Genomic DNA, 20,781 nt, shown 5'->3' with positions numbered 1-20,781 from the left:
TTTCTTCCCCTTTCCGCTCTGCCTCAGCTCTCCACAAGTTTAAAAAAAGCCTCCGGCTGCAGAATAATGATGCTGTCCCGGGTAAAGGGACCGAACATCCCGCTTTCTTCCTGTTGCCGCAGCACCTTATAAAGTGAAATGCGGTGCACGCCGAGCAACGAGGCCATCTCCTGCCGCGACATGCCCAGCTCCGCCTTAAGCGGGTCCGACCCCGGCTGCAGCCGCTGGGCCAGGAACTTGCATGTGCGCACCAGCACATTGTCCAGATACAGCGAAGACGCCTGATTGGACAGTATCCGCAGCTTCCGCGACATGGATTCCAGTAGATTGATAATCAGATCCGGCCTGTTTTTGCTGATTTCTTTCAGGGCGTCCTGCGTAAATTCATAGGCAATACAGTCCGTAACGCAGGAGAAATAGCTTTCCGCCGGCATGGGATCAAAAAAAGGCGTTTCACCGAACAGGCAGCCGCCCTGAATATACCAGAGGATTTTTTCCACCCCCTCCAGATTCTGGTGCGTTAAGCGCACTTTTCCACATTCCAGAAAATACAGCGCGCGCCCGAACTGCACGCGGTGCCCCTTGGGCCAGGCCACCCGCTTGCCCAGGTGCAGCACCGCACGCCAGGGGGTGTTCATATTGTCCATTTCTTTGAAGGCCATACCGCGCGAACAGCCGTGTTCAGATTTTTTTCGCATCGTAGAATCCTCCATGCTTGCCGGGTAGGCTCAATGCTAAATGAAACAGAATGTGAAAAATGTTGCAATTGGAACACGCAAAATCAACAAACGGACATATGCTCTGACCATGGAATGGAAATCAAAGTATTATTTGCTGTTACCATTCCAAAAAAATTTTTGGGGCGGCATCCCCAAGGTTACGCAAACAAAAAACATAAGGAGTTCAGTATGGGCCATCCGACAATCTATCCTACTGGTGTTACACTTTTCAAACCGGAAAAGTGCTGGGGCGGCTACACCATATTTCAGGCGCAGGAGATCGGCGCTGTACTTATGGATATGAACGGCCGTGAAGTAAACGTCTGGAAGGGCGTGCACGGCATGCCCAATAAAATCCTTCCCGGCGGCTATCTTGTCACGAGCCGCGGCCGCCGCAGCGGCAAATACAGTGTGCAGGATGGCCTTGACGTTGTCCAGGTGGATTGGGACGGCAATATTGTCTGGAAATTCGACCAAAACGAATTTATTGAGGATCCCGGCATCCCCGGCCGCTGGATGGCCCGCTATCACCACGATTTTCAGCGTGAAGGCAACCCCGTGGGCTACTACGCGCCCGGCATGGAGCCCAAGGCGCTGGAAGGCAAAACCCTGGTCCTTGCCCACCGCAATGTGCGCAATAGCGCAATCAGCGACAAGCAGCTCCTGGACGATCTGATCCTGGAAGTGGACTGGAACGGCGACATCCTCTGGGAGTGGTCGTGCAACGAGCACTTTAACGAAATGGGCTTCCGCGAAGGCCCCAAAAACACCCTCTGCCGCAACCCCAACTACCGCCCCACCCAGCCCGAAGGCATGGGCGACTGGATGCACATCAACTCCATGTCCGTGCTTGGCCCCAACAAATGGTACGACGCCGGGGACGAGCGCTTCCACCCCGACAACATCATTGTGGACGGCCGGGAAACCAACATCATCTTCATCATCAGCAAAAAGACCGGCAAGATCACCTGGAAGATCGGGCCGGACTACGACACCACGCCGGAGCTTAAGGCCATCGGCTGGATCATCGGCCAGCACCACGCCCACATGGTGCCCCACGGCCTGCCCGGCGCGGGCAACATCCTTGTGTTCGACAACGGCGGCTGGGGCGGCTACGACGTGCCCAACCCCGGCGCGCCTACCGGCGTCAAAGCCGCCCTGCGCGACCACTCCCGCGTGCTGGAGATAGACCCCGTCAGCCTCAAAATCGTGTGGCAGTACACGCCCAAAGAAGCCGGCTTCCTGGAACCCATGGACAGCAGCCGCTTCTACAGCCCCTTTATCAGTGGCATGCAGCGCCTGCCCAACGGCAATACGCTGATCACCGAAGGCTCCGACGGCCGCGTGTTTGAGGTGACGGCGGATCACGAAATCGTCTGGGAATTCATTTCGCCTTACTGGGGCAAGCATGTGCCCATGAACATGACCTACCGCGCCTACCGCGTGCCCTACGAATGGGTGCCCCAGGCGCAAAAACCGGCTGAAACCCCCATTGCGCCCCTGGATGTGACCACCTTCCGCGTGCCCGGCGCCGCTGCCGCCGGCGACAGGGCCAAGGAAGTCAGCGTGGAAGGCTGCCAGCCCTACGAGGGCAGCAACGCCTTGTGCGTGGCCTCCGTGGAAGACCCCAAGGACTAAACCCTCCGGACGACCCCGCCCGCCCGACGCGGGCGGGGTCGTCCCCCCACACCTCCGCAGGAGATCTGCCCTATGCTGCTCAAAACTTCGGACCTGACCCCCGGGCTGCTGGCCAAGTGGGCGTTTTCTCTGGTTCTGCCCCTGGCGGCGTATTATTTGCTGCCGCACGATGGCAGCCTGACGCCGCCCATGCTGGCCTTTCTGGCCGTAACCCTCTGGGCTGTCTGCGCCTGGGCGCTGGATACGCTGAATGACGTGGCCGTGGGCATCTTGCTGCCCATCCTCTACGTCCTGCTCTGCGGCGTGCCCCAGAAGGTGGTCTTCGCCCCCTGGCTTTCGGATGTGGCCATTATCGTCATCGGCGGCTTTACCCTTGGCAAAATCATTCAGGCCACGAACCTTGGCAAGCGCATCGCCCTGACCTGCGTCAAGCTCACCGGCGGCAGCTTTGCCGGGGCGCTGGCGGGCATTACCCTGGGCGCGGTCATCGTAGCCCCGCTGGTGCCCTCCATTATGGGCAAGGCCGCCATTTTCTGCGCCGTGGCCCTGGCCCTGTGCGACGCCCTGGACTTCAAGCCCAAAAGCCGGGAAGCCACGGCCATTGTGCTGGGCACCTGCCTGGCCGTGGGCTCCACCAAGCTGGCCTACCTCACCGGCGCGGGCGACCTGGTCATGGGCATGGGCCTGGCGGACAAGGTGATGGGCACCCACACCAGCTGGATGGAATACGCCAAATTCAATTTCCCGCCGGCCATGCTCTACACGGCCATGTCCCTGGGCATCGTGCTGCTGGTGCTGCGCACCTCGGTGAATAAGGAAAAACTGCACGCCATTGTCTGCCAGCAGCACCAGGCGCTGGGCGTTATGACAGACGAGCAGAAGCGCGCGCTGATCCTGCTCTGCGTCACCCTGATCCTGCTCGCCACGGACAAGCTGCACCACCTCAGCGCCGGCACGGTGCTGGTGCTCATCATGTCCGCCGCCTTCCTGCCCGGCGTCAGCCTTATGGACGGCAAGCGCCTGGCCTCCGTCAACTTTGCGCCGCTTTTCTTCGTTATGGGCTGCATGGCCATCGGCGCGGCCGGGGGCTACCTCAAAGTAACCCACTGGCTGGCCGGGCTGGTGCTGCCGCTGTTCAGCGAAACGGGCACCACCCTGGCCGGGCTTTGCTCCTACGCCGTGGGCGTGGCCGTCAACTTTCTGCTGATGCCGCTGGCGGCCACATCCACCCTTTCCACGCCCATCACCGAGCTGGGCATGCAGATGGGCATTGATCCGCGCCTTCTGTACTTTTCGTTCCAGTATGGCCTGGATAATCTCATCTTCCCCTATGAGTACGCATTGTACCTCTACTTCTTCAGCTCCGGCTACATCAATTTCAAAGATATGGTTCTGGTAATGGCGCTGCGCATTTTTCTGGCAGGAGCCTTTGTGGCCTTTATTGCCATGCCCTACTGGCGCATGCTGGGCTGAAGATCGTACTAAACAAGGAAGGAGGCGAAGATGAAAAGGTTGGCTACATTGCTGCTGGCTGCGGGCCTGGTGCTGGGCGCAGCCGGACAAGGCCGGGCGGTGGATTTTCAGGTCAAGGGAAGCTGGCAGTTTGCCTTTGACTACATCAACGGCGGCAACTTCATGGGGAAAGACCGCCGGGGCAACCACACCGTGGGCCAGCAGTGGGCTGCGGTACGCCAGCAGCGCGACGAATTTGAAGCCATGCAGCGCCTGCACCTGCAACTGCACGCCGTGGCTTCAGAAAGCCTTTCCGGAACCGTGTTTTTTGAAATCGGCGAACAGCGCTGGGGCACGGCCTCCCAGGGCGGGGCGCTGGGCGCGGACGGCACGCTGGTCAAGGTCAAACAGTCCTATATCGACTGGATGGTCCCCCACACCGCCCTTAAGCTGCGCATGGGCCTGCAGGGCGTCAAGCTGCCCGGCTTCGCCCTGGACAGCCCCGTCTTCCAGGACGATGTGGCGGGCATCACCGCCTCCTGGAAGTTCAACCCCTATGTGAGCATCACGGGCGTGTGGATGCGCCTCTACAACGACAACTGGACGGGCAATGCCGCGCAGCCGCAAAACTACATGGACAATTTTGATCTGTTTGTCCTCTCCGTGCCGTTGACCTTTGAAGGGCTCAAAATCACGCCCTGGGGCATGGGCGGGGCTATGGGCCCCAACACACTGCTCACAAGCAACATGATCACTGACGCCCCCGGCGGCAGCAAAACCTTTACCCTGGCCAACCACAACGCCAACCAGCGCATCGACGGCCTGCAGCTGCGCGATGGTCTCTACCCGGCGGCTTTCAGCAGCGTGCGGCCGCAATCCACCCTCTGGAGCGACCAGTACAGCACCATGGGCTGGGGCGGCCTGACCGGCCAGTGGACCATGCTGGATCCCTTCCGCCTGAGCTGGGATTTTGTGTACGGCAGCGTGAACCACGGTCGGGACTACCTCAACCGCCAGGGCTGGTACGGCATGCTGGTGGCCGAATATGCCACGGAATGGGGCCTGCCCGGCCTTTACGGCTGGTACTTCAGCGGCGATGACGACAACCCCCGCAACGGCTCGGAACGCATGCCCTACCTTACCACCACCAACAACCTGACCAATTCCCTGTCCACCTTCGGCTACCGGGGCAACCCCATCATCGGCGGCGGCAAAGGCATTCTGGGCACAAACCCCACGGGCACCTGGGGCGTGGGCGCGCGCGTCAAAGATATCCCCTCGCTGGAGAACCTTACCCACACCCTGCGCGTCAACTACTTCGGCGGCACCAACAACACCAAGATGGCCTCCTACATCACGGGACGCCAGGCCGTGGATAACGACGGCCGCCAGATCTACCGCAACAATACGGACTTCAATTCCTTCGGCACCTACCTCACCACGTCGGATACGGGCATTGAAGTGAACCTGGACAACAAGTTCAAGGCCACGGAAAACCTGACCTTTGTGGGCGAGCTGGGCTATATCCACCTTTGGCTGGATAAGGACGTCTGGGGCAAATACCAGAACATCGCCGGCACCAGCCTGAACATGAAGGACGCCTGGAAGGCCTCCCTGAACGTTATCTACGCCTTTTAGGCAATTTCGCTTTGAAATTGCCCTGGAAACTGCGTGAGCAGACGCCAGAATAAAGCCTGCATTGGGCTGGAAAACATCAAAGTGCGCGTCTTGCAACGTTGAGAATATGCCTTCTCAACGTTGCAAGACGCCCGCCGTGTAGCGTAAGCGCAAGTTATTTGCGCTGTTAAGCGCCGAAACTGGCGTGCCGTAAACTTTGAGCGGGCATATTCTCAAAATGAATCTGCTCTAAAAAAATTCCTCCTGGAGGGTGCATCATGAACACGACGCTCCGTTCGCTTTTGGCAGGAACAGTGGCGCTGCTGGCGCTGGGTTTTGCCCAGGGGGCCTCGGCCTACGAGGTCCACGACGGCCCCACCGGCGTCATCAAATATACCCCGGAAAAAACCTTTAAGGGCTACACGCTGTTTGCGCCCACGGTAAAATGCACAACAACATATCTTATTGATATGAATGGCGATGTTGTCCACACCTGGCAGAGCAAGTACCCCCCTGGGCTCTACGCCATCCTGCTGCCCAACGGCAATCTGCTGCGGGCGGCGGCCCCCAAAGAGCAGCCGACCAAAATCGGCGGCGCAGGCGGCATCATTGAAGAGCTGGACTGGAACAGCAATGTGGTCTGGTCCTACCGCATGCTCTCAGAGAACGAGATCCAGCACCATTGCTTCGACCGCCTGCCCAACGGCAACACCATGGTGCTTGGCTGGGAACGCAAAACCCCGGCGGAATTCCAGGCCAAGGGGCGCAAACCCGGCACCTGGCCCGAAGAAGTGAAGATCAAAGGCCAGGTCGTGCGCGATTTCTGGGTGGATTTTGTGCGCGAAGTGGACCCAAACGGCAAAACTGTTTGGGAATGGCACGCCTGGGATCACATCGGCACAGGGCCGGATCAGCTGGACATCAACTACGCCCTGCCCACGCCCGTGGGGCCCGGCTACGACAGCTTCGACTGGTCGCACTTCAATACCGTGCAGTACCTGCCGAAAACCGATCAGGTTCTGCTCAATTCCCGCAACTTCAGTGAAGTGTTTATTGTGGACAAAAAAAGCGGGAAAATCGTCAAGCGCTGGGGCAACCCCTCCACGCACGGTCAGGGGGCGCGTCCCGGTTGGTACGACGACGGTTCACAGCAGGTTTTCGGCGAACACAACGCCACCATGCTGCCCAACGGCAACGTGCAGATCTTTGACAACGGCTCGGAACGCCCCGAAGGCAACCGCTCGCGCGTTATTGAAGTGGACCTCAAGACCGGCAAGATCGTCTGGCAGTATGCGGCCAACGGCTCCAACAGCTTCTTCAGCTACCGCCAGGGCGCAGCCCAGCGCCTGCCTAACGGCAACGTGCTGGTCACCTCCACGCACCAGGGGCATCTTTTTGAAGTAACCCCGGCGGGCGAAGTGGTCTGGGAATTCGTCAACCCCATCATGGCGGGCAAGGCCAAACCGATCTTTTCCGACAGGGAGGACGCCGTGCCCAACGCGCACCAGACCTTCACCAATATGATCCACCGCGCCTACAGATACGCGCCGGATTACCCCGGCCTCAAAGGCAAGGACCTGAGCCGGAAGCAGCCCCTGCTGCCGGGCTACCCCCGGTTCTTTGAAATCTGGAAGCCCGCGGCGGCCCGATAGAGCAGAGGAACGTTGAGAACAGGCATGCGCAACGTTTAAGACACGCCCGTTTCGGCGCTTAACGACACGAGTAACTTGCGCTTACGCCTACACGGCGGGCAGCCGCACGGGCAGCCCCGAACTGCTCTCGCTTGCAACGCCCCACAGCCCTTGGGCATCGCCCGCGCGGACCAATCCGCCGCGCAGGCGATGCCCTTTTTTGTGCGGCGCAGGCGCGGGCCCTGGCCGCACGAAAGGTGCGGCACGGTAGGCGCACCACGGGCAATTGCCGCACGCCTGCTTCCCGGCACACGAAAAAACGCTACGCCCCCAGCCAGAACAGCAGGGCCAGGCAGCCCAGCGAGGCAGCCAGCACCAGGTAAGCCTGCCGCGTGCGCAGCGAAAGCACCGCACCCAGCAACGCCGCCGCATAGATGGCGGGCCAGGTCACCAGGGCCAGCCGGGGCCAGTGCCCCCCCGCCGTCAGCGCCGCCAGCAGCAGATACAACACGCAGAACCACAGGGCGTAAAAGCCCAGTTGCCAGCCCGCCCGCCGCAGGGCGGCCCCCAGCACGGCCCGGGAAGGGGGGATGCCCCCGCGGCCGCCGACGCACCATGCCTCCAGGGCCGGAGCCAGAACATTCTGCGCCGCCCGCTGGCGCAGCTCAAGCCAGCTTGCCGCATAGGCCGCCAGCATGGAAAAAAAGAGGGGCACCAAGGCTGCGCCCGCCTGGGTCAGCCCAAAATGGCGGCACAGAGGAAAGGCCAGCAGAAAGCTCAGCCCGCCGTAGGGCGGCACTACCCCGCCCAGCTCCAGCGTATCCAGCCAGAGCAGCTCAAAAACAATGCCCAACGGCAAGGCCAGACCCCACTCCCCCGTGCTCCAGCCCGCGATCAGGGCCAGGCACAGGGGCCTGTCCAGCAGGCCGGCTATACAGGTGAACCGGGCCGCACCGGCCAGGGCAAAAAAAAAGCGTAGGGCGTCCCCACCGAGAGCAGCGTCGTCAGCACGGACGGGTCAGAAAAGTTGCTCATGGGGGCCTCGCACGGTTTCCGAAGGTACGGAGCGGAAGTCAAACTGCACCAGGTGCTGCCGCAACACGCGCAGGTCTTCCCTGTCCTGGGCGGAAAGGGCCACATTGGGCAGAATCTGCAACTTTTCCGGGCCATAGTGCAGGTTGCCCATATTGAGCACCTCCATGACGATCCCGGCGTCGCAGGCGCGGCGCGCGTCCTGACAGGTGGCAAAAAGCACGAAGCTCTCGTCGCCGCAGGCATTGAGCGTGGCCGCCAGCTCCCTGACCGGAATGAAATGCACGGCCACCCGCTGGGGCACGGCCAGGGCCACAATCTGCTGGCGCAGAAAATCCGCCGCCAGCTCGTCGTTGGCCACCACCAGGTGGCGCGCCCCGGTATAGGGCAGCCAGGCCTCAATAACCTGCCCGTGCACCAGCCGGTTGTCCACCCTGAACCACATACTAACCGGCGTTCTTGTCGCGAGGTTTATTGCGCAGCATGCTGCCCGCCACCACAATGCCCTTGGCCCCGGCCTCGCCGGCCAGGCGGGCCAGCTCCTCCAGCTCTTTGTCCCGCGAAGTGAAAACTTTGAGCAGCATGGGCAGGTTTACGCCCGTGACCACTTCCACCTTGTGGGTGGCCAGCAGGGAAAGAGCCAGGTTGGTGGGCGTGCCGCCGAACATATCCGTAAGGATGATGACGCCCGCGCCTTTGTCCAGGCGCTGGGCCGCGTCGTCCAGGCGGCGCACGGTTTCGGAGACCTCGTGGGCCACGTCCACGCTGATGGAGCTGCAATCGCTCTGCGGGCCCAGGATAAATTCCGCCGTGCGGAGCATGGCCGAGCCGTAGTCTGCGTGGGAAACGACAATAACGCCCACCTGGGCCTCGGCGCTCTGCCCGCCGCTTTCGGTGCTTTCATCCGTCATGACAAACCTCGCAGGTCTGACCGTGCCAGCTTTTTTAACCGAGTTCAAGGTGCCTGTGCTCAAGGGAGGCCGGATAGTCCGCTTGCCGCAGCGCCTGCCACAGGGCCTCGGCCATGGCCACGGAGCGGTGCCGCCCCCCGGTGCAGCCCACGGCAATGGTCACCCTGTAGCGCCCTTCAGCCTCCATGAGCGGCAGCATAAAAAATAAGAGGTCCAGCAATTTGGCCCGAAATTCCCTGGCCTGCGGCGTGGCGAAAACGTAGTCCGCCACGGGCTTGTCCCTGCCGCAAAGGGGCCGCAGATCCTCCAGAAAATACGGATTGGGCAGAAAGCGCAGGTCAAAGACCAGGTCCGCCTCGCGCGGCACGCCGTATTTGAAGCCAAAGGAAATGACGTTGACGCGGATGGCCCTGAGCTTGCCCCGCCCGTTGCTGCCCCAGCGCTTCTGGATAGCCCGGCGCAGGTCGTGGATGGAAAAGCTGGTGGTGTCCACCACCAGGTCCGCCATTTCCCGCAGGGGGCGCAGCTTTTCGCGCTCCGCCTTCAGGGCCGCCTCCAGGCCCATGCCCTCCCGCTCCAGCGGATGGGGCCGCCTGGTGGTGGCGTACCGCCGCATAAGTTCCTGCGCCGAAGCCTCCAGGAACAGCAGTGTGGGGCGGATGCTTGCGGCGGCCAGGGCCTCCAGCGAGGCGCTCAGTTCGTCCAGAAAGTTGCTCTGCCGCAGGTCCATGCCCAGGGCGATGCCCTTAAAATGGCTCATGGAGGGCCGGGACATCATGGCCGCCATTTCCGGCGCCAGGGTGGCGGGCAGGCCGTCCACCACAAAATGCCCCATGTCTTCAAAGACCTTCAGGGCGGTGCTTTTGCCCGCCCCGGAAAGCCCGGTAACCACGCAGACCCGTACCGGCGCGGGCACTGCCGCGGCCCCGGACGCCGTTGCGACGGCTTTTGTCATGACGCCCCCTTGCAGCTTGCGGGGCTGCGCTCCCGGCTCCGGCGCACGGGGGCCGCCCCGGAAAGGCGGCCCCGCAAAAAGCGTTGCGCGGGGCGGCGGGAATAGCCGCCCGGAAACGCCGCGCCTACAGCACCGGGTCGATCAGCGCATACCCGCTGACGCGCGTGCGGTAGACCACGTTAATGCGGCCGTTTTCCGCATTGAAAAAGACCAGGAAATCGCTGCCGATGGAATCCAGCTGCATAAGGGCCTCGTCCAGATGCAGGGGCTTGGTGGCCAGGCGATCCGTGCCTTCCACGGGCTGCGGGGCCTCGCCTTCGGCGTCCATGGTGTAGGTGAAGACGTCCACCTCGGCGTTGCGGGCCTTGCGGCGCTGCTCCTTAACCCGCGAAACCTGACGCTTGATCTGAGCTTCCACCTTGTCCGTCACCAGGTCAATGGCGGCGTACATGTCCGAAGTCTGCTCCGAAGCGTTGATGTGCAGCCCCTCGCCGGTGACGGTAACCTCGCAGCGATGACGAAACTTATCCACGGTCAGCACCACGGCCACGTCCAGGCCGGCGGCCTTGCCGAAAAACCGCCCCAGCTTTTCCATGCGGCGGCGGGCGTACTTCTTCAGATGGTCGGAGGCGTCGAAGTTCTTGAAGGCGAAGGAGATGTTCATAGAGGATCCTCCTGGTGTGGGGCGCCGGCGCGCTCAAGGCCGGACAAGCGGGGCCTAAAAGTGCTCCTTGCGCCGTGATGAAGAAGGAATGTCAAGAGCGGTGCGGTATTTGGCCACCGTGCGCCGGGCGATGTTGACCTTGAGGCGCTCCTTGAGCAGCTCGCCGATGCGTTCGTCGCTGAGGGGGGCGTGGGGATCTTCCGCGGCAATGAATTTTTTGATCAGCGCCTTGACGCTTTCCGAACCCACCTGGCTGCCGTCGTCCAGCTCCAGCCCGCTGTTGAAGAAAAATTTCAGTTCAAAAATGCCGTGGGGCGTGGCCACATACTTGTTCGTGGTGATGCGGCTTACTGTGGATTCGTGCATGCCGATATCGTCAGCAATGTCCTTAAGGATGAGCGGGGCCAGCCTGGTGACGCCCTCTTCAAAAAAGGGCCGCTGGTGCCGCACAATGCTCTCCATCACTTTGTACAAGGTCCGTTGGCGTTGGTAAAGGCTTTTGATCAGCCAGGAAGCGGAGCGGATTTTTTCCGAGCAGTATTCCTTTTCCTTTTCTGAGGCGGCGGTCAGGTCCATTTCGCTCATGGAAGAAAGCTGCAGCTGGGGCAAGCCGTCCTCGTTGAGCAGGATGACAAAGTCATCCCCTACCTTATAGACGAAGACGTCCGGGCTCACATAGGTGGGCTCCCCCCCGCCGAAGCTCGCGCCGGGCAGCGGGTCCAGACTCTGAATAATGTCCAGGTATTCGCGCAGGCCCTCCATATCCAGCTTGAACTTGCGCAGCAGGGGCTTATAACGCTTGGCCTCCAGATCTTCCAGATGGGACTGCACCAGCTCCAGCAGAATGGGGTCGCGGTCGTAGTGCAGATTGCGGATCTGCACCAGCAGACACTCCCGCGCGTCCCTGGCGGCCACGCCCACGGGATCGAAATGCTGCACCCGCTCCAGCACGTCGCGCACTGCGTCGGGCGCGGCGTGGGCCATATCCGCCACTTCCTCCACACTGGCCTGCAGATAGCCGGAAGAGGAAAGATTGCCGATGATCACCTCGCCGATGGCCTTCTGCGCGTCGGTCATCTGCGAAAGGCGCAACTGCCAGAGCAGATGCCCCTCCAGCGTGGGCTTGGCGGCGTAGCGGGCCTCCAGGGGCGCGATCTCTTCAGCGGATTCGTATTCGCGCGCCTGCGAAAGGCGCGGCGTGCTGGCAAATTCGCCCAGGTAGTCTTCCCAGTCGGCGTCCTTGGCCAGCTCCCGGTCATAGACCTCTTCAGCCACGGGCTCGCGCCCATCCTCGGCAACGGTCTCCGGCGTCGCGTCTTCGCCGCTGTTCTCTTCAAGAAACGGGTTTTCCACCAGCTCCTGCTGGACCGTTTCCAGAAGTTCCACGCGGGAAAGCTGCAACAGCTTGATGGCCTGCTGCAGCTGCGGCGTCATCACCAATTGCTGTGCCAGCTTTAATTGCTGCCGAAGTTCCAGTGCCATGCGCCCTTCCGCCCCCAAGCGACAAAAAAGATAACAGATTTTTTGTTTACAAGGAGTGTGCCACAACTATAAAAATTATGCAATAGCCAACGGTTGTAAAAGGCGCTGCCAAAACGCCCCGCCCGTTGCCTGCCGCCGCAGCCCTGCCCTGCGGCCCCGCGGCGCGGCAGGCGGACGCGGCAAATGCGCCCCCGGCGGGCGCAGCGCAACAAAAAAGCCGTTCCGGCGCCGGAAGCCTGCGCCTCCGAACCGAAACGGCTCCAGAACAAAACCGGGAAAGAGACAACGCTCAGTTTTTGCCCTGCCCCTTGGCATACTTCTTGGCCGCGCCGATAAACTCGCGGAACAGAGGATGCGCGTTCATGGGCCGGGATTTGAACTCCGGGTGGAACTGACAGCCCAGAAACCAGGGGTGGTCCGGCAGCTCAATGATCTCCACCAGGGAGTCGTCCGGGGCCGTGCCGCTGAAGACCATGCCCTTCTGGCCGAACAGCTCGCGGAAGGCGTTGTTGAATTCGTAGCGGTGGCGGTGGCGCTCTTCCACCAGGTCCTTTTTATAGGCGTCGTGCGCCTTGGTGCCGGGCAAAAGTTTGCAGGGGTATGCGCCCAGGCGCATGGTGCCGCCTTTGTCGCTGCCCGCGTCGCGCCGCTCCACGTTCTTGGTGCGGAAGTCGTACCACTCGGTCATAAGGTAAATGACCTTGTGATCCGAAAGGGGGTTAAATTCCTCGGAGTTGGCGTCCTCCAGGCCGGCCACATGCCGGGCAAATTCAATGACCGCGCACTGCATGCCGAGGCAGATGCCGAAGAAGGGCACGCCCTTTTCCCGCGCGTAGCGGATGGCCGCAATCTTGCCTTCCACGCCGCGGTAGCCGAAGCCGCCGGGCACCAGAATGCCGTCGCAGCCCGCAAAGTGCCCGGCGGCGTTGGCCTCGGTCACATTTTCGGAATTGACGTAGCGCAGCTCCACCTCCACCCGGTTGGCCACGCCGCCGTGGATGAGGGCCTCGTGCAGGCTCTTGTAGGCTTCTTTCAAATCCACATACTTGCCCACAATGGCAATGGTCACCTTGCCCTTGGGGTTGGCGCAGTCGCTGACCAGCTTTTCCCAGGCTTCCAGGTGGGCGTTGCGCGCGGGCAGGCGCAGCATAATGGCCACCTTCTGGTCAAAGCCTTCTTCGTAAAACTTGAGGGGCACTTCATAGATGTTGTTCACATCCACAGAGGAGAACACGGCGTCCTGGTCCACGTTGCAGAACAGGGCGATCTTGCGCCGCAGCTCTTCGGGGATGCTCTGCTCGCAGCGGCAGAGGATGATGTCCGGCTGGATGCCGATGGAGAGCAGCTCCTTGACGCTGTGCTGGGTGGGCTTGGTCTTGTGCTCGCCCGCCGTGCGCAGATAGGGCACCAGAGTAAGGTGGATGTTCAGGCAGTTGTCGCGCCCAAGCTCCGACCGCAACTGGCGGATGGCTTCCAGAAACGGCAGGCCTTCAATATCGCCCACGGTGCCGCCAATCTCGATGATGGCCACATCGGGCGCGTCGTCGCCCTCGGCCAGCGAAAGCACCACGCTCTTGATCTCGTCGGTGATGTGGGGAATCACCTGCACCGTGGCGCCCAGGTAGTCGCCGTGGCGCTCCTTGGCGATGACATGGTTGTAAATGGCCCCGGAGGTGGTGTTGTTCTTGCGGGACATGGGCACGTTGAGGTAGCGCTCGTAGTGGCCCAGGTCCAGGTCGGTCTCGGCGCCGTCGTCGGTGACGAAGACTTCGCCGTGCTGAAAGGGGTTCATGGTGCCGGGGTCCACGTTGATGTACGGGTCCAGCTTCTGGATGGTGACCGTCAGCCCGCGCGTCTGCAGCAACGCGCCCAGGGAAGCGGCCGCCAGGCCTTTGCCCAGTGACGAAAGCACACCGCCCGTCACAAAAATATACTTTGTTTTCATGGCCTCTCAACCTTGATTGTGGCGTGCCAAGGCACATCCCCAAGCACATCTTCGCTTACATACACCAGGACGATTTTTTTTGCCAGCATTGACTATCCAAAGCAAGGTACGTAGTGTGGTATTCCCCATGCAGACGGGCGTCCCGCACGGGGCCGCTCCAGCCCCTGCGGCCTGGCGGCCGCCGGACCCCCGCTGCCGTATGCCGCCGCCGGCACGGGCCGGGCGCGGCGCAGTTCGCCAAGGAGGCTTTCCCCGCATGGGCACGGTCAATACGCTGGTCATCACCGGCTACGGCACCAACTCGCATCTCGAAACCGCGCACACCGCCCGGCTGGCCGGGGCCGACCGGGCCGACGTGGTGCACTTTTCCGACTTGGTGGCCGCCAAGGTTCACCTGGACGACTACCACTTCCTTATCTTTCCCGGCGGGTTTCTGGACGGCGACGACCTGGGCGCAGCTCAGACGGCCGTCATGCGCTGGCGCTACCTGAAGGACGCCGCGGGCGTGCCCTTGCGGGAGCAGCTGGCCAGCTTTCTGGACGCGGGCAAACTGGTGCTGGGCATCTGCAACGGCTTCCAGCTTCTCGTCAAACTGGGCGTGCTGCCCGCCCTGGACGGCCATCGCTTTGAGCGGCAGGTCTCCCTGGGTCACAACGACTCCGCCCGCTTTGAGGACCGCTGGGTGCGCCTTGCGCCCAACCCCCACAGCCCCTGCGTCTTCACCAGCGGCCTGCCGCCCCTGGCCATGCCCGTGCGCCACGGCGAAGGCAAGCTCGTGCCCCGCGACGCGGCATGCCTGCGCCGCCTGGAGGCGGAAAACCTCATCGCCCTCCAGTACGCGGACCCGACCACAAACCTGCCCACGCAGGAGTATCCTTATAATCCCAACGGTTCGGCCCTGGCCATCGCGGGCCTTACGGATCCTACCGGCCGCGTGCTGGGCCTCATGCCCCATCCGGAAGCCTTCCACCACGTCACCAACCACCCCGGCTGGACCAGGGGCGAGCTGGACCCGCCGGGCACCCTGCTTTTTGTCAACGCGGTGCGCTACCTGCGCGGGCTTTAGGGCAGAACGCGGAGAATATGCCCTGACGGCGCAAAGGCCGGCCTCTGTGGCGGGCTCCGGTCCGCCGTTAAGGCCGCGCGGGCCACTGCGCCACGCCGTCCCGCGCTGCGGGCCACTGCGCCACGCCGTCCCGCGCTGCGGGCCCCAAGGCTGCCCGTCTTTCCGGCGCAGCCGCTTGACAAGGCGGGCGTTTCCATCTATCTGAATCGGATTCAAAGCATACGGGCAGGGTGCGTTTCCCGCTCGTTCACAGAGGTGTGTCATTCCCTTGCCGCAAGCGTCGCACAACTTTTTCTTGCCGCCGCACCTTGGGCACTTCCGTTGCACTCCGCGCGAAAGTGCCTTTTTTATTCCCGGTGATTTATATGCAACTCACTGAAATAATTGCCGCCATAGAAAAAATCGCCCCCCTGGGGCACGCCGCCGCGTGGGATCTTTCCGGCCTGCAGGTGGCTGCCCGGCGCACGGAAGTCACGGCGCTGGCCGTCTGCCTGGACCCCACCCCCGCCTCCCTGGCCGCCGCCCTGGCGCAAGGAGCGGAAATGGTCCTCAGCCACCACCCGCTGCACCTTAAGCCCGCCCTGCCCAACCGCTGCGACAACTATCGCGAGGCCCTGCGCCTGCTTCTCTGCGCGGACGTGCCCCTGTATGCAGCGCACACCTCGCTGGACGTTAATCCTTACGGCCCGGCGGGCTGGCTGGCGCGGGATCTGGACCTTCGCAACCTGAGCGTGCTGGAGCCCGCGGCCCCGGCCCAGGGCGCGGAGCTGCCCCCAGGCTACGGCCTGGCGGGCGACCTGCCTGAGGCCTGCTCCGTAGCGGCCCTGGCGGCCAGGCTGGCCCGGCAGGGGCTGGACCTTGCCACGGCCGTCTGCTGCGGCCCGCAACCCCGAAGCGTCCGCCGGGTGGCCTACTGCACGGGTTCGGGCGCTTCCCTGATGGACGCGGCCGCCCAGGCCGGCGCGCAGCTCTATATTACCGGCGACGTCAAATACCACGCGGCGCTTGAAGCCGCCGTCTGCCTTCTGGATGTGGGCCACCACAGCCTGGAGGAAGAAATGATGCGCCGCATGAGTCTTTTGCTGCAACAAGCCCTGGCGGGGGTCACGGTCCGTTTTGTGCCGTCGCGTTCGCCGTTCCGCCCTGTTGTGTTTTCTTGATTCGCTAGGAGGACCTCTTCCATGAGCAGTGACGTCTATTTTGAACAAATCCGTCAGCTTGTCGAACTGCAAAAAGTTGACGACGCCATCCACGAAGTCCGGCAGGAACTGGACCGCGCCCCCGGCGACCTGAAAGCCCTGGAGGAACGCTTCGCCGAGGTGGAAAACCAGCGCAACTATGTGCTGGACAAGCTCTCCCATCTGCAGGACCAGCAAAAACGTCTTTCCCTGGAAATCGACGACGATGCGGCCCGCATCAAAAAAAGCAAAAACAAGCTCACCCAGGTGGGCAATACCCGGGAATACCACGCCGTGCTGCGCGAAATGGACAGCATGGAAAAGGTCAACCGCTCCCGCGAAGAAGAAAAAACAACCCTGCTGGACGAAATCCAGAGCCAGAACGAAGCCCTGGCGGCGCTGGACGTGACCTACAACGCCCTCAAAGGCGAGCTGGAAGAAAAACGCAGCAGCCTGGACGACCGCCTGAAAAAGGCCCAGGCCGCCTTGGTGGAGCTGGACGCCAAGCGCGCGCATGTGGGCACGGCCATCCCCCATCCGGTCTTTCTGCGTTACGAGTTTATCCGCGAGCGGCTGGAACACCCGGTCATTGTGGCCGTTCGCGAAGGGGTCTGCTCCGGCTGCCACATCGCCGTGCCGCCGCAGACCTTCATTGAGCTGCAGCGCGGCCAGCAGATCTTGAGCTGCCCCAACTGCCAGCGCCTTATCTTCTGGTGCGAGCACTTCCAGGACGCAGCCCCGGCCCAGTGCGCGCCCCAGCAGGCCCCGGCTCAGGACGAAAAAGCCTGACGCCCCGGCAACTATGTACGGCATTGCAACGTTGCTGTGCCGTGCGTGCGGCTGCGTGAGCAGACGCCCGCCGTGCAGGCGTAAGCGCAGTTTATTTGCGCTGGTAAGCGCCGAAACGGGCGTGCCGTAAGCTCTGAGAATGCATATTCTCAAAGGTAATCTGCGTTAATAATGATGGGAGTGGGACAGACCGTCGCCGCGGGCCGCGTGCCCGGGGAGGAAAGTCCGGGCTCCGCAGGGCAGGACGCTGGGTAACACCCAGGAGGGGCGACCCTCGGACAGCGCCACAGAAAGCAAACCGCCCCGCCGCGCGCGGGGTAAGGGTGAAACGGTGGGGCAAGAGCCCACCAGATGCCGCGGCGACGCGGCATGCTCGGCATACCCCGTCTGGAGCAAGACCAAATAGGGAAGGCGGTCGGCCCGACCCATGCCTTCCGGGTAGGTTGCTTGAGGGCGCGGGCAACCGCGCTCCTAGAGGAATGACGGTCACGCGCGCTTGCCGCGCGGACAGAACCCGGCTTATCGTCCCACTCCCTTTATTGTTATACTGTGAGCACGCCCATGCCCCACCCCTTTGCCACGCCCGAAGCCGCAGACGCGCCCTGGGCCATCGTGCTGGCCGCCGGGCGCGGCAGCCGCATGGCCGCCGCCACGGGCGGCGAAGCCAAGCAGTTTCTTTCCTGGCGCGGCCTGCCCCTCTATTGGCACGCGGCCCAGGCCATGAGCCGCAGCGGCCTGGTGGCCGGGCTGGTTTTTGTTTTTCCGCCCGAACGCCGCGCCGTGGAGGAAGAACGCCTCCGCGCCCTCTGCCGCAGCCATGATTTCGGCCTGCCCTGGCGCTGCGCCGCAGGCGGCCCGGCCCGGCAGGATTCCGTGCGTCTGGGCCTGGAGGCTCTGCCCCCGCGCACGCGCTTTGCGCTGGTGCACGACGCGGCCCGGCCCTTTGCAAGCCCGGCCCTGGTGGCCCGCGTGTGCGCGGCGCTGCAGCAAGGGGCCGCGGGCGTGGTTCCGGCCCTGCCCGTAACAGATACCATCAAAACCGTGGAAGGCGACCGGGTGCTGGCCACCCTGCCCCGCCACAGCCTGGCCGCCGTGCAGACCCCGCAGGGCTTTCGCTGCGACGTGCTGCACCGCGCCCACCAGGCGGCCCTGGCCGCCGGGAACGGCCCCGCCACGGACGACGCCGCCCTGCTGGAAGCCTTGGGCGAGGAGGTGCGCGTGGTGCCAGGCGAAGCCGCCAATGTCAAACTGACCAGGCCCGAAGACCTGAGCCTGCTGCGCCCCGCCGCGCCCGCACCGCGCTTCTGCACCGGCTTCGGCTACGATGTGCACCGCTACGGCCCCGGACGCCCCATGCGCCTGGGCGGCGTGCCCATTGCAGAGGGGCCGCAGGTGGTGGCCCACTCGGACGGCGACGTGCTGCTGCACGCCCTGGCCGACGCCCTGCTGGGCTGCGCCGGGCTGGGCGACATCGGCCGGCACTTCCCCGACAGTGACCCCGCGCTGGAGGGTGTCTCCTCCGCCCTGCTGCTGGATCAGGTTCTGACCATGGTGCGCGAGGCGGGCGTCACGCCCTGCCACGCAGACCTTACCGTAGTGGCCCAAAAGCCGCGCCTTTCTCCCCACGGCGCGGCCATCCGCAAAAACGTGGCCAGGCTGCTGGGCCTGCCCCTGACCTGCGTCAACGTCAAGGCCACCACGGAAGAAGGCCTGGGCTTCACAGGCCGGCTTGAGGGCATCAAAGCCTGCGCCGTGGTCAGCGCGCAGGCAGCCTCTCTGGATTCTGCGGATCTTTCTTACCCCCTGAACCCCCCTGCTGAACGGTTATGAGCACTGAACTTACGCGCCCCTGGTTCGACCACTACGATGCCTTTGTGCCCCACACCGCCAGCGTGTGGAACAAGCCCCTCTACGCCATGCTGGACGAGGCGGCGGAAAAATACCCCAACCGCTACGCGCTTATTTTTCAGAACACGCGCATCACCTACAAAAAACTGCGGGAACGGGCCGAGCTTTTTGCCGGCGCCCTGCGGCGCATGGGCGTGCGCGCCGGGCAGCGGGTGGCCATCATGCTGCCCAACCTGCCGCAGACCGTGATCGCCTTCTGGGGCGTCATCAAGGCCGGGGCCGTGGTGGTTCTGACCAACCCCCTGTATATGGAAAAAGAAATCGTGGCCAATATGCAGGATTCCGGCGCGGAGCACATGGTGCTGCTGGATATGCTCTGGCCGCGCGTGGCCGCCCTGCGGGACCGCCTGCCCCTGCGCAATTTCATCGTCACGGGCGCGGCCGACGCCCTCTCCTTTCCTCTTAACGTGCTCTACAGGCTGAAAAAACGCCGCAGCAAAAAAGCCCCCATCCCCTACGACAACAAAAACGTCTTTGCCTGGCAGGATTTCTGCAAAGGCGCACAGCGCTATGCGGCCCCCATTGCCGATCCCCTGCGCGACCCCATCATGCTGCAGTACACAGGGGGCACCACCGGGCTGCCCAAGGGCGTCATGCTCACCCACGCCAACCTGGGCACCAACTGCCGCCAGGTGCTGGACATCATCAACGTCCGCCCGGAGACCCACCACACTTTTATTTCTCTGCTGCCTTTTTTCCACGTCTACGGCCTCACCACTGGGCTCATCATCCCCATGGCCCTGGCCGCCACCACCCTGCCCCTGCCGCGCTATGTGCCGCAGGACGTGCTGCGCCTGATAGACAAACGCAGGCCTACCATCTTTCCCGGCGCGCCTTCGGTCTACATTTCGCTGTTACAGCAAAAAAACCTGGCCAGCTTCGACCTCAGCAGCATCAAAATCTGCGTTTCCGGCTCCGCCCCCCTGCCGCGCGAGATCTTCCGCCGCTTTCAGGAAGCCACGGGCGCGGCTATCCTGGAGGGCTACGGCCTTACCGAAGCCTCGCCCATCACCCACATCAACCCGTTGGGCAAACAGGGCCAGCGGGCCAACTCCATCGGCATGCCCGTACCGGGCACGGACGCCCGCATAGTGGATATGGAGGGCGGCTCCCTGACCCTGCCGCCCGGCAAAATGGGCGAGCTCGTGGTGCAGGGGCCGCAGGTCATGCACGGCTACTGGCGGCGGCCGGACGAAACGGCCAGCGCCCTGCGCAACGGCTGGCTCTACACAGGCGACCTGGCTACCATGGATGAGGACGGCTACTTCTACATCCTGGACCGCAAAAAGGATATGGTCCTGGTGGGCGGCTATAACGTCTACCCCCGCGAGGTGGACGAAGTGCTGCTGGAACATCCCAAGGTGCTGGAAGCCGTGAGCGTGGGCATCGGCGACGAGCTGCGCGGCGAGGTGCTCAAGGCCTATGTGGTGCCCCGCCAGGGCGAAACCCTCACCAAGGCGGACGTCATTGCCTGGTGCCGGCAAAAGCTGGCCAATTATAAGGTGCCGCGCCTGGTGGAATTTCGCGAAAGCCTGCCTAAAACCATTGTGGGCAAGGTGCTGCGCCGCGCCCTGCGCGAAGAAGAAGAACAAAAACGCGCCCAGCGCAAAAAGCGCCGCAACGGCGCGAACGCCGCCGCACAGGCCGCCGCAGCGGCGGAAGAGCCCCTGGGCCACGCCTGAGGCCCCGGCCCCGCAGACGCAGACTTTGTTCGCCTTTCCCCGCGGCATGGTTGACGCATCTCGCCAGATCGGCATAGTATACGGCACATTCGGCAACAAGCCCGGCGGGGGC

The 20,781-nt window shown here is 63.0% G+C and carries 17 protein-coding genes and 1 other RNA gene; 10 read left to right on the top strand and 8 right to left on the bottom strand.

Going from position 1 to position 20,781, the window contains the following annotated elements; all coding sequences use genetic code 11:
* Nucleotides 1–23: 23 nt before the first annotated feature.
* On the bottom strand, nucleotides 24–698 hold the full coding sequence (locus BLS55_RS05125; protein ID WP_092153291.1) for a Crp/Fnr family transcriptional regulator: 675 nt from the start codon (nucleotides 696–698) through the stop codon (nucleotides 24–26).
* Between the two features lie 210 nt (nucleotides 699–908).
* Here BLS55_RS05125 and BLS55_RS05120 point away from each other — a divergent pair, with 210 nt between their 5' ends.
* The 4 genes from BLS55_RS05120 (at nucleotide 909) to BLS55_RS05105 (ending at nucleotide 7,078) form a co-directional block, all read left to right on the top strand.
* Complete coding sequence (locus BLS55_RS05120; RefSeq protein WP_092153290.1) at nucleotides 909–2,357, top strand: aryl-sulfate sulfotransferase; 1,449 nt, start codon at nucleotides 909–911, stop codon at nucleotides 2,355–2,357.
* A gap of 72 nt (nucleotides 2,358–2,429) precedes the next feature.
* Entirely contained in the window at nucleotides 2,430–3,830 is a 1,401-nt protein-coding gene (locus BLS55_RS05115; protein WP_092153289.1) for an SLC13 family permease, read from the top strand.
* A 30-nt stretch (nucleotides 3,831–3,860) separates the two neighbouring features.
* A complete protein-coding gene (locus tag BLS55_RS05110) occupies nucleotides 3,861–5,447 on the top strand; it encodes an outer membrane homotrimeric porin (protein WP_092153288.1) in 1,587 nt (528 codons plus the stop codon).
* Between the two features lie 257 nt (nucleotides 5,448–5,704).
* The gene (locus tag BLS55_RS05105; RefSeq protein ID WP_092153287.1) at nucleotides 5,705–7,078 is read left to right on the top strand and encodes an aryl-sulfate sulfotransferase; all 1,374 of its coding nucleotides are present in this window, start codon (nucleotides 5,705–5,707) and stop codon (nucleotides 7,076–7,078) included.
* 301 nt (nucleotides 7,079–7,379) lie between these two features.
* Here BLS55_RS05105 and BLS55_RS05100 read toward each other — a convergent pair whose 3' ends face one another.
* The 7 genes from BLS55_RS05100 to BLS55_RS05070 form a co-directional block, all read right to left on the bottom strand.
* Nucleotides 7,380–7,916, bottom strand: coding sequence for a hypothetical protein (locus tag BLS55_RS05100; protein ID WP_257243136.1), 537 nt, complete (start codon nucleotides 7,914–7,916; stop codon nucleotides 7,380–7,382).
* Nucleotides 7,917–8,075: 159 nt separating this feature from the next.
* On the bottom strand, nucleotides 8,076–8,534 hold the full coding sequence (locus BLS55_RS05095; RefSeq protein WP_092153286.1) for a PTS sugar transporter subunit IIB: 459 nt from the start codon (nucleotides 8,532–8,534) through the stop codon (nucleotides 8,076–8,078).
* Between the two features lies 1 nt (nucleotide 8,535).
* Nucleotides 8,536–9,000 (bottom strand): PTS sugar transporter subunit IIA, encoded by a 465-nt coding sequence (locus BLS55_RS05090; RefSeq protein ID WP_092153285.1) that lies wholly within the window; start codon nucleotides 8,998–9,000, stop codon nucleotides 8,536–8,538.
* Nucleotides 9,001–9,034: 34 nt separating this feature from the next.
* Nucleotides 9,035–9,955, bottom strand: a complete 921-nt coding sequence (gene rapZ / locus BLS55_RS05085; RefSeq protein ID WP_092153284.1) for an RNase adapter RapZ — start codon at nucleotides 9,953–9,955, stop codon at nucleotides 9,035–9,037.
* 124 nt (nucleotides 9,956–10,079) lie between these two features.
* On the bottom strand, nucleotides 10,080–10,619 hold the full coding sequence (hpf, locus tag BLS55_RS05080; RefSeq protein ID WP_092153283.1) for a ribosome hibernation-promoting factor, HPF/YfiA family: 540 nt from the start codon (nucleotides 10,617–10,619) through the stop codon (nucleotides 10,080–10,082).
* A 54-nt stretch (nucleotides 10,620–10,673) separates the two neighbouring features.
* Nucleotides 10,674–12,101, bottom strand: coding sequence for an RNA polymerase factor sigma-54 (rpoN, locus tag BLS55_RS05075; RefSeq protein ID WP_092153282.1), 1,428 nt, complete (start codon nucleotides 12,099–12,101; stop codon nucleotides 10,674–10,676).
* 289 nt (nucleotides 12,102–12,390) lie between these two features.
* Nucleotides 12,391–14,046 carry a CTP synthase gene (locus BLS55_RS05070; RefSeq protein ID WP_092153281.1) on the bottom strand — a complete coding sequence of 552 codons (1,656 nt, stop codon included), beginning with the start codon at nucleotides 14,044–14,046 and terminating at the stop codon, nucleotides 12,391–12,393.
* A gap of 256 nt (nucleotides 14,047–14,302) precedes the next feature.
* On the opposite strand from BLS55_RS05070, the gene BLS55_RS05065 reads away from it, so the two are divergent.
* From BLS55_RS05065 to BLS55_RS05040, 6 genes are all read left to right on the top strand, one after another.
* On the top strand, nucleotides 14,303–15,112 hold the full coding sequence (locus tag BLS55_RS05065; RefSeq protein ID WP_092153280.1) for a phosphoribosylformylglycinamidine synthase subunit PurQ: 810 nt from the start codon (nucleotides 14,303–14,305) through the stop codon (nucleotides 15,110–15,112).
* Between the two features lie 365 nt (nucleotides 15,113–15,477).
* Nucleotides 15,478–16,272 (top strand): Nif3-like dinuclear metal center hexameric protein, encoded by a 795-nt coding sequence (locus BLS55_RS05060; RefSeq protein WP_092153279.1) that lies wholly within the window; start codon nucleotides 15,478–15,480, stop codon nucleotides 16,270–16,272.
* Between the two features lie 21 nt (nucleotides 16,273–16,293).
* A complete protein-coding gene (locus BLS55_RS05055) occupies nucleotides 16,294–17,079 on the top strand; it encodes a zinc ribbon domain-containing protein (protein WP_092153278.1) in 786 nt (261 codons plus the stop codon).
* 177 nt (nucleotides 17,080–17,256) lie between these two features.
* An RNA gene (gene rnpB / locus BLS55_RS05050) (RNase P RNA component class A) lies at nucleotides 17,257–17,617 on the top strand.
* A gap of 23 nt (nucleotides 17,618–17,640) precedes the next feature.
* Nucleotides 17,641–18,909 (top strand): 2-C-methyl-D-erythritol 4-phosphate cytidylyltransferase, encoded by a 1,269-nt coding sequence (gene ispD, locus BLS55_RS05045; RefSeq protein WP_092153368.1) that lies wholly within the window; start codon nucleotides 17,641–17,643, stop codon nucleotides 18,907–18,909.
* The gene (locus tag BLS55_RS05040; RefSeq protein ID WP_092153277.1) at nucleotides 18,906–20,669 is read left to right on the top strand and encodes a long-chain-fatty-acid--CoA ligase; all 1,764 of its coding nucleotides are present in this window, start codon (nucleotides 18,906–18,908) and stop codon (nucleotides 20,667–20,669) included. Before ispD ends, BLS55_RS05040 begins: the two co-directional genes overlap by 4 nt.
* Nucleotides 20,670–20,781: the final 112 nt, after the last annotated feature.

The sequence above is a fragment of the Desulfovibrio legallii genome (assembly GCF_900102485.1).
GTDB lineage: Bacteria > Desulfobacterota > Desulfovibrionia > Desulfovibrionales > Desulfovibrionaceae > Desulfovibrio > Desulfovibrio legallii_A.
This window is presented reverse-complemented; position numbering and strand designations above follow the sequence as displayed.